General features: G+C 39.9%; 8 protein-coding genes and 2 pseudogenes. 3 read left to right on the forward strand and 7 right to left on the reverse strand.

Annotation, left to right across the window (positions count from 1 at the left end; translation table 11 throughout):
* Positions 1–87: 87 nt before the first annotated feature.
* Entirely contained in the window at positions 88–2,694 is a 2,607-nt protein-coding gene (locus tag S4054249_RS24990; protein WP_052961180.1) for a TonB-dependent receptor plug domain-containing protein, read from the forward strand.
* A gap of 6 nt (positions 2,695–2,700) precedes the next feature.
* Positions 2,701–3,522 (forward strand): substrate-binding periplasmic protein, encoded by an 822-nt coding sequence (locus S4054249_RS24995; RefSeq protein WP_080928477.1) that lies wholly within the window; start codon positions 2,701–2,703, stop codon positions 3,520–3,522.
* Between the two features lie 72 nt (positions 3,523–3,594).
* Here S4054249_RS24995 and S4054249_RS25000 read toward each other — a convergent pair whose 3' ends face one another.
* Positions 3,595–3,879 (reverse strand): hypothetical protein, encoded by a 285-nt coding sequence (locus S4054249_RS25000; protein ID WP_145925118.1) that lies wholly within the window; start codon positions 3,877–3,879, stop codon positions 3,595–3,597.
* A 222-nt stretch (positions 3,880–4,101) separates the two neighbouring features.
* Here S4054249_RS25000 and S4054249_RS25005 point away from each other — a divergent pair.
* A pseudogene (locus tag S4054249_RS25005) lies at positions 4,102–4,215 on the forward strand (IS110 family transposase); the annotation flags it as partial.
* Between the two features lie 539 nt (positions 4,216–4,754).
* On the opposite strand, the gene S4054249_RS25010 reads toward S4054249_RS25005, so the two are convergent.
* From S4054249_RS25010 to S4054249_RS25030, 6 genes and pseudogenes are all read right to left on the reverse strand, one after another.
* Entirely contained in the window at positions 4,755–5,747 is a 993-nt protein-coding gene (locus S4054249_RS25010; RefSeq protein ID WP_187301412.1) for a transposase, read from the reverse strand.
* Positions 5,748–5,788: 41 nt separating this feature from the next.
* Entirely contained in the window at positions 5,789–6,085 is a 297-nt protein-coding gene (locus S4054249_RS25015) for a transposase (RefSeq protein ID WP_046358478.1), read from the reverse strand.
* A 74-nt stretch (positions 6,086–6,159) separates the two neighbouring features.
* Positions 6,160–9,930 carry a two-component regulator propeller domain-containing protein gene (locus tag S4054249_RS25020; RefSeq protein ID WP_046358477.1) on the reverse strand — a complete coding sequence of 1,257 codons (3,771 nt, stop codon included), beginning with the start codon at positions 9,928–9,930 and terminating at the stop codon, positions 6,160–6,162.
* Between the two features lie 49 nt (positions 9,931–9,979).
* Positions 9,980–10,216: pseudogene (locus S4054249_RS26250) on the reverse strand (IS3 family transposase); the annotation flags it as partial.
* Between the two features lie 540 nt (positions 10,217–10,756).
* Complete coding sequence (locus tag S4054249_RS25025) at positions 10,757–11,461, reverse strand: TIGR02391 family protein (protein WP_046358476.1); 705 nt, start codon at positions 11,459–11,461, stop codon at positions 10,757–10,759.
* A 110-nt stretch (positions 11,462–11,571) separates the two neighbouring features.
* A complete protein-coding gene (locus S4054249_RS25030) occupies positions 11,572–12,669 on the reverse strand; it encodes a DUF4062 domain-containing protein (RefSeq protein ID WP_046358475.1) in 1,098 nt (365 codons plus the stop codon).
* Positions 12,670–13,049 lie beyond the last annotated feature (380 nt).

Genomic DNA, 13,049 nt, shown 5'->3' on the forward strand with positions numbered 1-13,049 from the left:
TCCAGAATATAGCCAAAAACCTTCTATGCTTATTTAGAGTATTCATTTAGTTGCGATACAACTTACGCGGTGTGAAATGGAGGGGGAATGTCTTATTGTAAGTCAACAAGACTTATCGGCTGGTTGTTTACTGGGGCGTTGTTGTATTTACCCGCTATGGTTGTCGGCGCGCAAGACATCGAAAAAATATCGGTGACTGGAACAAGACTAAAGCGTTCAATTCAATCTGATAGCCCCATACCGATTACGAGTATTGATGCTAAAGCGCTTTCCTACATTGGTGCAAATGATGTCAGAGATTTGGTTGAGACCCTGCCATTTAATGCGGGTGCGCAGAATAATTCTGATAATTTAACGCAAAACTTTACCGTCGGGACTTCAAATATCAATTTGAGAGGGCTAGGTGTCTCTTCTACCTTGGTGTTATTGAATGGCCAGCGACAAGTTGTATCTGCGGTTGTGACCGATCAAGGGGCTAGCTTTGTTGATACGGCGTCACTGATTCCGACTTTGGCAATTCAACGCGTTGAGATCCTCAAAGACGGGGCATCTGCGATTTATGGCTCAGACGCGGTTGCGGGGGTTGTGAATTTTATTAGTCGAGATGATTTAAACGGTACTGAAGTGCAGTATGAATATCGCAAACGGATGAGCGATGGCAGCCAAGACGAGACAAAAGTGGACTTTGTATTTGGCAGTGATACGGGCAGTTCTGGGCATGTTTTGGTCGCCGCGAGTTATTTAGAGAGGAGTAGTTTGGTGCTCTCAGAGGTCGATTGGGTGCAACCTGCATTTAGTAGCTTTGGTAACCCTGGGAGCTTTGTGGTTCCGTCACTTGCAAACGATGAAAACCCTGACGGTCTCACCGTTGCAGATCCCAATTGCGTGCAAAATGGCGGGAGTGTGTCCCAGGGCAGCAATGGTAATTCGTTCTGCTTGTTTGATTTTGCTCCTCAAATTACAGCGGTGCCTAATGAAGATAGGCTCCAGCTATACATGCGCACAAAGTGGGCATGGAATGATGACATAGAGCTGTGGTTTGAAGCGGGGTTTGCAGATAACGATGTATCAAGAGAGGTCTCCCCGAGCTTTCCGGTATTGAATGCGCCCAGTGTTTTAGCAAGCCACCCTAATAATATCTATAACGAAGATATCTTTTTCCGAGGAAGACCGTTTGGTGTGGGCAAACCCACAGAAATCAATTTTTACTCGCATCAAACTACCCGTGTTGCATTGGGTATCGAAGGGGCCTTAGGCACGGATAAATTTTGGCAACTATCCTACGTGAATGCCAAAAATGAGGCTTTTTTAAATCCTAAAGACGTGATAGCGGATAACTTCCAGTCCGCATTGTTTGGGTTTGGCGGCATTAACTGTCGGCAAGGCCTTAGTGCTGTAGCGGGTGCTGGAGAGTGTCTATATTTTAATCCGTTTGATCCGCAAGCAAATACTAATGAGCAACTCCGTGGTTATATTATTGGCGATTATATCGGCAATGTAGAATCTGAGATGCAAGTTATAGAGGGCGTCATTGCATTTGATGAATTGTTTGAAATGGACGCTGGGTTTGCGGCAATGGCGTTTGGTATGCAATACCGAAATGAGTCTATTCGCTCTGTGTATGATGCCTTAACTCAGCAAGATAGATTCGCATTTTTAATTGGCAATCAAAATGTTGAAGGCGACCGTGATGTCAAAGCGGTATTTACAGAATTCAGATTCCCTATTTTTGAGCAGCTAGAGATCGGCCTTGCACTGCGCTATGAGGATTATGGCGACTTGGGCGGTGATACCACCGATCCCAAAGTGTCGTTGCTTTGGCATGCCTCTTCGAGCCTATCTATGAGAGGGTCATATAGTACGTCTTTTCGTGCGCCTTCGGTGCATCAGTTAAAAGGAGTACAAACGAATTTTGCCAATATTACAGATCCCAGAGACGGGTCAACGACATTTGGTGGCAATAGAACTGTAGGTGACCCAGACTTAGTACCAGAAACCTCTACAGCGCTGAATGTCGGGGGCACATTTAGCGTAAACCAGTTTGATATGGATATAGACTATTGGCGTTTTTCATTTGAGGAGGTGCTAACCCGAGAAAGTCACCAAGCCGTTGTAAACGCCTTTGCAGATGATCCTGAGCGGGTAATTCGCACATCAGCTGGGACAATTTCAATCGTCAATACCCGCTTCATAAATGCCGAAGCCATTGATACATCAGGTATAGACTTTAATGTCATGTATCAGTGGGATACGCGTTTTGGCCGACTTACCCCTCAGCTTTGGGGTTCATATATTTTAGAATATGATTTAACGGACAATGCCGGTGTCGTCACCAATGGGCTTGGTAAGCTTAATCGTAATACGGTGGGTAATCCGACCCCCAAACTTAAAGGCAGTTTTGGCGTAAATTGGAAGTTTGAGTCACATAGCGCCAATGTGTTTTTTCGCCATGTCGCCAGTTATGAAAATGATGTTTCATTAGAGAAAATTAGTTCGTTTAATACCCTCGATCTTCAATATGAAGTCGACATGGGTGATTTAATAAAAGCCGATGTAAATACAAATATGACAGTGGGGGTTGTTAATTTGACGGACAAAGCCCCGCCTTTTGTGGATATTGCGGGCAGTTATGACCCCAGGACAGGCGATCCAAGAGGGCGCAGAGCGTATATCAAGTTAAAGGTTGAGTTTTAAACTGTGATGATGAGCTGGCGTGCAATGACTGGGCACTTTTTCAAAGTAAAATGTCAATGTGGCAACTTGTCAGTCTATCTCGCTGCGTGTTTATTGCTGCTATTAAGTCATCAAGCACTCGCAGCACGCGTATTACAGTTTGTGACGTTAGAATATCCTCCTTATCAATATTTAGAAGGCAACCAGCCCAAAGGCGTTGGCATTACCATGGTCAATGAGGTATTCAATCGCATGGATATACCCATTGCGGTTCGATTTATGCCTTGGGGTAGGGCGATTAGAGAGATCCAGTCAGGCCATGCAGATGGCATCTTCACAATTTACAGCTCTAAAGATCGAAAAAAAACCATGCTGTTCTCTGATCAAGTCTTGATCAGTCAATCTGTGTCTATTTTTAGTAAACGAGATAGCAAGTTAAACCTGACTGGCACGATAGATGAGCTCAGTGAGTTAAGCGTAGGGTTGGTCAGAAATGTAAGTTATGGTTTTGAAATTGACCAAGCAATCAAACAAGGACAGATCCATAAAATCGTGGAAGCAAATTCAGGCATGCAAAGCTTTAAGTTATTACTGGCTGACCGAGTTGATATTGTGATCAGTAATCAGTTAGGTGGGGCTGATATATTACGCCGACTTGATATTGAAAATGAAATTAAACGGCATACAGAATATGCATATGCCATCCCAAGTTATTTTGCATTTCCAAAGACCAGACGCGGAGAAAAGCTGAAAAAACGCTTTGATGACACCTTGTTACAAATGAAGGCGGATGGCACTTATCAAGCGGTATTGCAACAGGCCTTGGATTGCACAGGCAGTGATTGCTGATGCAGAGTGTCGCCGCTTATATCTGACTTATAGTTTTGAGGGATGGGTTAATTAAATCATTTGAGTGATTTGTTAGCTGTACCTATAAATTAACTCATTAACCATATTAAATTTATTCCCCATGCTATCAACTTTTACTTTCATAGTTGAACCGCACTTAGAGGTCACTGATACTTCACAAAAGTAAGGCCAGCTATCAATTTTAAAACCAAAAACAATAATGGCTGAACCTAAGTCGCTTTCTTTGATTCCTTCAGATTCAGCAATTCTGAAGAAGGTTTCTGAAAGTGCTTTTAGAGCAAGGGATTTGCTTTCGCAGATCTTTAAATCAACGGGCAAATATATACCGTTAAGCAAATCATACCTGAACTCTTGTACATTTCCCTGGATACAATTTTCTCCCAGCTCTGGGTGTAACCAACTTAGTGCACTTACGGCATGATGCGCGATACTATGTATTAGGCTTCTACATCGTTTAGGTCTGAACATTTCTCTTAGCTGCTAACGAATGATATGGACTCCCAACCAATTAGCCACAAGGTGCCATAGTGGTATTGAACTAAGAGGAGGAGATTCCATATGTTTTTAATTAAAGTTGCTGGCATCGATTTTGCCAAATATGTTTTTAGTATCCATGGGGTTAATGAGCATGGCAAGTGCAAATTGCGTAAAACAGTCAAACGAAGCAAACTCTGAACAAATAGGGCAAGGCGCTTTTCTTTTATTCGTGAGCAAAGTTAGGGAAAAGCTAGGGTAAAGTTATGAAAAAGTTAGGGTAAAGTTAAGAAAAAGTTAGGGTAAAGTTAGGAAAAAGTTAGGGTAAAGTTAGGAAAAAGTTAGGGTAGGCACTTTTTTTAACAAAGTTAGTAACAAAGTTAGGACAGGCACTTTTTTTTAATGTAATGCAAAGTTAGGACAGGCACTTTTTTTAAAGTTAGAATTGAATTATAGAGATGTATTTACAAGCCAAGTAACAAAGTTAGGACAGGCACTTTTTTTTAATGTAATAACAAAGTTAGGACAGGCACTTTTTTTTAATGTAATGCAAAGTTAGGACAGGCACTTTTTTTAAAGTTAGAATTGAATTATAGAGATGTATTTACAAGCCAAGGGTTTTTGAGCAGCGTGGTAACCCCTCACCTTCTGATAGAAATAAATATAAATTAGGAATATATTCATTTGATTAAACAAGAAGAGTCTAGCTGGGTAAGCAAGGCTAAACCTACTTCTTGCTAACCAACTCCTTTATACCAATTCACATCATTTTTAGCGGCATGCGCTCTTAACACAGTTTGCGAACCTGCAAAGTTACCGTAGTGACTTCCAAAACTTTGTATCCTATCCAGCCATGTCACTTCTTCAACTTTCAGTGAAACTAGAATCTTGGGCATGCTTTTTGGTATGTATCCTCTCTTTTTGGGGTGAACATGCCGGCCCGTCCAGTCAATTAGCTCAAGGTAGTCAATTAATGAGAAAGGTATTGTGTTTGCATGCTCCCTCGCACCAAACGGTTTTAGTGATTTAGGTTGTTTTGCTTGGCTTTTGGCTTCATTTAGATTTGATTTCTTTGCGTTTGAATTGGTGTTTTTAAAGTGCTGGATGCGCTTTTGAATCGATGTGAAATCACTATCCTCCAGATTATTTGCCATGTCGGCTCGAATTGGGTTTAGATCTACATAAGCCATACAACTGAGCAATGCTGTTTCATCTAACAAGGCTTGTGATTTATATCGCCCTTCCCAATATTTACCCGTGCAGCTATCTTCTTTATTTGCTTCTTTTGCGATGAACTCATTCAGGTTTTTCATGAACCAACTAATGTCAAACAGCCTAGATCGCCACTTTTCAACTAACTCAGATACAAACAGTTGCTCTGTATCACTAAGAGTATCACCGTTTAGTAGCTTATCAATGATAGGGCTTCCCTTGTACAACTTATACCATCTAGATATTACCTCATTATCTGACCAACTAAGTGCTTGCTGCCTATTCACTTTGACCACCAAATGATAGTGATTACTCATAATGGCATATGCTGCTATTTCAATGGCAAATACACGACTTAGCAGTTTTACTCTCTCGACTAACCATGTCCGTCTATGGTCAAAGTTTTTGCCAGTGTACTTATCTTCTCCACACAAAAAAGCACGGCGTACACACCGTGCTATCAAGTGGTAATAAGACGTCGACGATAGATCTATCAGTGCTTTCCTTGCTCTTGTCATTCCTATTTAACTCAACTTTAAACTGGATATTTAAACAGTAGTTAAACAGCTCGATTTATGCAAATAATTTGTGCCTGTCCCATTTGATTCCTGTCCCATTTGATTCCTAATTTGCGTTCTAATTCACGAATTTTAAGCTGGTCAGGCGTTAATGGAGTCGCACTAGATAAGTTACCTTGGCGCTCTTGGCGAAGCTGTCTCGCCCATTTATCAACGGTAGATTTTCCAAGTCCCATCGCCTCAGCAACATCTCGAATTGAGCGTTGCTCATCAACTACTTGTTGGGCGACTTCTAAGCGGAACTCAGGTGAGTATTTTGGTCGTGTTTGTTTTGCCATGATTGCACCTAATTTAGTTATGGTGATTCTATCACCTTTAATCAGGTGGCCAAATTCAATGTACCACTACAACCCTACTTGTTTGATCTTTTAGTTGGTAAAAAAGCCTCACTTTTTTGCCAACTAAACGTTAGTGTGAATTGACTGCCTTCAAACTTTTTAGAGCTTACATCTAAAGTGCCATCAAGGCCCGATGTGGTAAGGTTATAAATAATATTTAAGCCTAAGCCAATTCTTTCGGTTCCTCTTTTTGTGGTGTAAAAGGGGATGAAAATTTGTGACTTAGTTTCGTCATCCATGCCTTTACCATTGTCAGAAAACTTAATTTCAACGGTTCTATCGCAAGCTTTGACAGATATTGAGATACGCTTTTGAATTTCGTTGTTTTGCTTGTCAAATTCGGCATCAAATGCATGGGTGATCGCATTTTGGATTAAGTTACTCATAATTTGACTAATAATACCTGGGTCAATGAGTAGATAAGGGTTATCCCCCTCAATGTGATAACTAATTTTATGTTCAGCAATAACGCTTGAAAAAGTACTCAGGATATCTTCTAAATAAGTTTTTAATTCAACTTCACGTTTACCTGAATCAAACTGGTCGGCAGAGATTTTCTTAAAGTCTTGAACCAGCTTGGAACACCGATTTAAGGAGCTTTGCATGAGTTTATCTGCTTCTATGCTAAACGTCACAAAAGACTCAATATCCGACTTACGAATTTGATTATTTTCTAATTTATTTTTAAGGTCTTGTGCATGGCTGCCTAAGCCGCTAACTGTAGTGAGAGCTATACCGACAGGTGTGTTAATTTCATGGGCTACACCAGATACTAGGTAGCTTAATGAGGCCTGCTTGCCTGATTCGATAAGCCTTTCTTGTGCATTGATTAAGAATGTATGAGATTTCGCGTTTTCAATAGCGATGGCTGCATAGGTGCTAATCGTTCTGAGCATATTGATGGTATTTTCTGGGTAGGCGTGCTTTTGGGGACTTTGCACACTCAAACAACCAACCACGTTATCATTGATCACCAAAGGCAAATAGATAACGGATTCAGATTTAATACCAACAACAGGTTCAAGTATATTTCCTAAGTATTCAGAAAGCTCCGTCTGTGTGCGTGCAATAATCTCTTTTCGATTAGCGATACACCAAGGTCCTGGACGGTTTAATTCCGAAAGTTCAAAATACGCATTTTCGATTTGTTCATCGCCCTCATACCAAGCAACCATATCTAGGGTGTTGTCTTTTATATTTACAAGACCGACCATAAATACATGGCTGTCTAATAATGTTGATATTCTAGAGTGAATAATTTCGAGCACTCTATCTAAGTCTAAAGATGAGGTTATTTCTTGTCCCATTGAGCCAAGTTCAATTAAGTGCTGAGTTCGTTCGTCAACTAAACTCTGAAGCTTTACTTTTTGTTGCTCCAAACTTTGAGTTCTTAGTTTTAATACAACTGACATCAATATTAATAGGAGTATGATGCACAGTAAATAAAACCAGTATGTCTGATACCAAGCGGGTAGCTGCTGTATGGGAAGAGATGTAACATGCTGAGACCAAACTCCTTCACTGTTAGTGCTTTTCAGTTTTAATACATAAGAGCCAGGAGAGAGGTTGGTGTAGGTAATATGGTGCTCGTTTGTTAATTGCCATTGCTCATCATAGCCAGATAACTGATACGCATACTGGATTTTTTCTGGTGTTAAATAATCAGTGGCTGCATAGTCAACTCTGAGACTTTTAGTATTAGGAGGGAGTTCTAATGATGCTGTCAACTCGTGTATCTTATGTCCGTTTATGCTCACCCCTGAGATTATGGTTTTTGGTTCATATTTCCACGGCTGCCATAGGTTAGTATTTAAGGTAAGCATTCCATTTGGACCCGTGGCGATGATCACGCCCTCTTGGTTTATTATCTGGCTGCCAATCCAAATAATAAAGTCTCCCATATTCAGCTTATGGGCTTTGTTAATATCTTCTTCAATAACTAGACCACTAGCCCAAATTCGACCCTTTAGGTCTTCAAGAAGCACACCGTCTATTTTAAAACCATTTTTTAAATAAGCTTGCTCATTGAATAATCGCTTAGTTACGTCTGTAATAAGCAAATCGGTCGCTTTTCCTTGAACTGTTAATAAACTTGTTGTTGAAAAGTTTGCAACCCAAATACGGTCTTGAGAGTCTTTGATGATCGATGCGATGATACCTGATAGTTCTGAGTGCTTTTTACTAAGCGCGATTAATTCATCACTACCTCGCTCTAGTAAGTAAACGCCGCTACTTGCACCTATCCACAACCGGTTTTGCTTATCTATTACCATGCTTTCAACGAAGTATCTAAACTCTTCGGTCTCGTTTGAAACGGTTTTAAGTTGAACAAAACTTTCTCGTTCTTTACTAAACCGCCAAAGCGAATCTTCCATCCCGAGCCAAATAGTATCTGATTCGTCCACTAGCATTGAGCGAATTGTATCTGAAGTGGGAAACACGAAAGTCTTCAAGCTGTTAGTTGCTTGCTGATAATAAAATAGCTCCGATAAACCTGCGAGCCAAATATCGCCGTTACTTAGCTCTTTCATGCGCATAATTTTTTTATCTGATAATCCTTCTGGCGATATTAATGGCGATAATTTTCCGGTTTTAGGGGAGTATATGTCTATTCCTTTGTCGTTAAGCGCAAACCATAGTTCGCCATTTGATCGTTCCATTACCCGAAAAATATCGGCAGAACGAAAAGTATTCCCGGGCACAAGCACTTTAGTAATCATATGACTAACATCGTTGATGGGGTTATATTTAAACATGCCAGTTCCCCATGTTCCTACCCACAATAAGCCCGTGTGATCTCGTAAAAAAGCACTTACATTATTGCCGCCAATTGAAAATGTGTTACCCTCTTGATGGTGAATAACTCTCAATACTTTGGCATTATCTCTGTCAATAACGAGGATCCCGCTAAGATAAGTGCCTGCCCAAATGGTTTTATTATCAAATTTAAGCAATTCAAAAGTTAACAGTGAATCGATATCGAGCGACATCTCATTCTCCGTAGAAACTGAGATAAGAGAGTTATCTCTGGTGTCGAGTTTATGTATTCCCCCAGAGCGACCTGCTAACCATATGAATTCTTCGTCAAGCATGCCAGTTGATAACTCTCCATTTGCAAAGGTTTTAATTTGTGTGCCTTTTAATTCTCTTGTGCCAACATCAACACTCACTTTACAGAGTTGTTTTGTACCAATAAGCCAAAAGGTAGTAGGGTTTTGCCATAGAAAAAAACGAGGTTTGCTTTGTGGGTGCTGACACCCAGATATGTCAGAAAATAAGGCTTTATAGTTTTTGCTAGGGTCTTGCCATACAATACCAGCTGTCGTAGCAATGAGGATCTGACCTTTTTTGTTACCCTTTATATCAAAAATTTGATTACTAGAGTCAACGCTCTCTATGAGAGGTGACTGATTAGAAAATTGACCCGTAACAGGGTCTAGTACAGATAACCCTTTTGCTCTTGAACCAATCCAGATATGACCATTTTGTGCTTCCCAAAGTCGATATACATAATTTGCGACTAAGCTGTTGGGGTCATCTTTTTGGTTTAAAAAATGCTTAAACCCTGCGCCATCGTAGCGAAAGAAACCTTCTTGCGTTGTAAACCAAATAACGCCTTGTTTGTCTTGGATTATGTCTGTTATGACAGGTAACTGCCCTTTGTCACCAACAACTTGAAAGTTTGGAGACCCATTGTTATGAAATGGCTTGCTTAGAGTCTGAGAAGAAATTATCAGCAAAAAAGTTAAGGCAATACCAAAGTGCTTAAAAATATAGTTGAACATTTTAAATCCAAGGCAGGCTTTTACTGAGCTTAGATTATTATTCTTGTTTTTATAAACAAAAGAATAGTGATCTGATCCAGTAAAACTGGACACTACATAAAGCTACGTTTAATTGTTCAAATATTTCGGGGCTTAAATAGCCTAAGGCACGATGCCTTCTCTTCTTGGTGTAATCAATCTTGATGTACTAAAATATGTGCTGGCGCATGGTTTCACGGTTCATAATTGGTTCGTATTGAACCACTTCAACTTTCATTGAGTGGAAGAAGCTTGCGATACAAGCATTGACGCTCTTATGTCAAGGTCAAGTGAGTTTTGACAAATCAGACACAATAATTGAATACAACTCTCTTGCAATATAGCGTTTCAAGCAAAGCTGGATCTCTTTAGTTGATTTACCTTCTGATGAACTCTTTTCTACATATTTTCTCGTTCTGAAATCACTACGCATGCGTAAAAAATTTGTGTCTGTCCCATTTGGTTATTTAGTGCCTGTCCCATTTGGTTATTTTGGGTAGCGCCCTCATGAGATCCAAATGACGTCTTATTTGCCTATGCAGTCACAATGCCTGCTGGCAGCTGTCCCTCTGAGGTTCCAAATAAGACTATTACCGTTTAATTCATCACTGCTTTTTACCGATTGCTATGTCTTGTTATTTTTAACTTCGTTACTTTATTCAGCTAAATTAAGCGCATGCGTTTTTTACATCAAACTCTGTTTTCTGAGCCAATACTACCCATATAGTCCTTGCTAATTTATTCGCCAAAGCAACCACTGATTTGCAACTACAAATAATTTGTGCCTGTCCCATTTTGTTATCTGATCTTAAATGCGTTCATCGACCTTGCACATTAGCAAACTTGCTAGCGATATTAGGTGCAAAGCCTTATTTGCATCAGGGTTTAAATTTGAATGTGCTTTAGGGTTTCTTATACCTATCATTGCCCCAGCCATAATTTGCATGTAACCCTGCTGAATATTACGGTCAGTCTCAGTTTCCAAGTCACTTAGTTTGATAATTGGGTTTTGAGGAGAAAATGCAGTATTCATTAGCCCCGCACCATCTGACTCTCTTCCCGTTTCAGCGACAAAGATAAGTTTTACTGCATCATTAACTTCTTTGAATGCAGCTTCTACAGCATCACCTCTGAAGCCAGCATCAAAACGTGGTTTTGCTAGAGCTTTAATTCGGGGATGAATTAAGCTCCAATACCAATCTGTTGGGTTTGAAGCTGAATCAATATTTTCAGATTCAAGTTGGTGTTTAATTTCCGGTATTACAAAGCCCTGAACTCTCTCCAAAGCTTGAATTGCATCACCTTGCAGTGGCAATAGAACTTCCAAAAAACCAACTAAATTACTCCAACCAAATGTCTGACAAAAACACTTCAGAGTGTCGATTTTTCCCACTAGATCATTATCAATTACGCTCTGAAGCTCAAGGACGTCATAATAATGATTCAAATTAATCTCATAAGCTTCAAGCTCTGACACGATTCTGTTGATCGCATCACTTCTATGCTGTGTCAATTTTATCCCCTAAGCATTTAACGCTTGCCTAACCGGCGTAAAATGCTTGGCTAAAATTAGCGACGAAGGAGCGCAGCCAAGCAATTTGCGTCCTTGGGTTTAGGCACTTGTTAGGTATCTTTTTCAGTACTCTCAACAATTTCACTTCCTATCTTTCTGGAAGCTTTCTTGTGACGACTGATAGCCCTTAATTGAACCATAAGTTGGTCTCCATAAGGTGTTAACGTCCAGTATGTTTTTGTATCCCTTATACTTCTTTTCTTGTCACTTTCTTTTAGTAGCCCTAAAGCTCTTAACTGAATCATGCAAGTATAAATATCGTCCTGTTTAAACGAAAAAGATTTCAATCTATGCCCTTTTAGATCTTCATCATCTTCGTATTCATCTCTCGCTAGCTTAATTAAAGACTTTCTGAATTCGTCTTGTAAAACAGTTTCTGTAGCTTCATTTATTAATACTGGAGCTATAGCAGCAAAGATATCGTTCCAACTAGGGCTTATAGTCGCCTCGTAATGAATTTCATCTCCCCACCCACCGTGAGGTGGCACAGCTTCAAATGTAAATTCAAGATCAAAAGAATCTTCGCCTTGCATAAGGTCTTCAGTTCCTGGTGGGGGGGTTGTGCGTGTATCTTCTAGTTCACTTTCAAGTTCCGATATCTTTTGCTTTAAACTAAGAACTTCTTTAATAGTTGCTTCTGAAGGCACATTGTCAGCTCTAACCCAACCAATAGCAGGCGATCTTTTAACTGTTGATGTTAAACCTATTATTACCTTAGATTTAAGCTCATCAGCGTTAGACCAGTAAACACAAGTATGCTTATTTTCCACTTCTTCTCTAAAAGATTTCAGTTTCTTCCACGCAAGTTCATCAGTTTCTGTCTTATCACGGGGTAAGTTATCTGGATTTTGATGCAACAATGGGATGACGGCTTTTTTAGTTGCAACAGCATACCTATACTCTTTTTCGGTATAACTCAAGCCTTCCTCATCGAGCGAACCATATCTTCCACCTATGATTAAAACGTAATAGTCCGAAGCATCAATTACATCTCTTATTAAATTCCAAGCAGTATCATCAGCGGCCGGAAACAACTCCATACCTGCTGGCATATGATCCATCTCTAATATCGATTTAAGAACAGCCTGTCTTTCTTCAATCAAATCTACAAACGTTGACGAAATGAAAATTTGAAATCTTTTGTCCATTTAAACTCCAAAGATTAACTGATAACTAACGCTCGATTAACGGGTTAAAATAAGTGGGCTAAAATTGAGCGAAGCGAAAAGCCCACTGTTTTTAATCCCTGTTTAATTGCTTGTTAAGTGCCTTTAGCACTCTTTGAAAAGCTGACAGTAACACTACTAACCAACCTATAAAAACAAATGAAATTAAAGCCCATCGAATGTACTCCCAATATTGAGTCTTTGACTCAAAACTACCATGAGCAATAACTTTATAATTATTGTTGGTCAACCAATTAGGAAACTCACCTCTCTCCATTCTTCGTTTGTAATTTCCTTCCTCACCACCGCCAATGCTTAACAATAGAGATGGTTTGATTACCAACTCGTAATCTAATGAACCA

This window comes from Pseudoalteromonas luteoviolacea (assembly GCF_001750165.1).
GTDB classification, from domain to species: Bacteria; Pseudomonadota; Gammaproteobacteria; order Enterobacterales; family Alteromonadaceae; genus Pseudoalteromonas; species Pseudoalteromonas luteoviolacea_G.

Excerpts from the sequence above, each read along its gene's own strand:
- S4054249_RS24990 (WP_052961180.1), top strand. The coding sequence starts at position 88 with ATGTCTTATTGTAAGTCAACAAGACTTATCGGCTGGTTGTTTACTGGG.
- S4054249_RS24995 (WP_080928477.1), top strand. The coding sequence starts at position 2,701 with ATGATGAGCTGGCGTGCAATGACTGGGCACTTTTTCAAAGTAAAATGT.
- S4054249_RS25010 (WP_187301412.1), bottom strand. The coding sequence starts at position 5,747 with ATGACAAGAGCAAGGAAAGCACTGATAGATCTATCGTCGACGTCTTAT.
- S4054249_RS25015 (WP_046358478.1), bottom strand. The coding sequence starts at position 6,085 with ATGGCAAAACAAACACGACCAAAATACTCACCTGAGTTCCGCTTAGAA.
- S4054249_RS25020 (WP_046358477.1), bottom strand. The coding sequence starts at position 9,930 with ATGTTCAACTATATTTTTAAGCACTTTGGTATTGCCTTAACTTTTTTG.
- S4054249_RS25030 (WP_046358475.1), bottom strand. The coding sequence starts at position 12,669 with ATGGACAAAAGATTTCAAATTTTCATTTCGTCAACGTTTGTAGATTTG.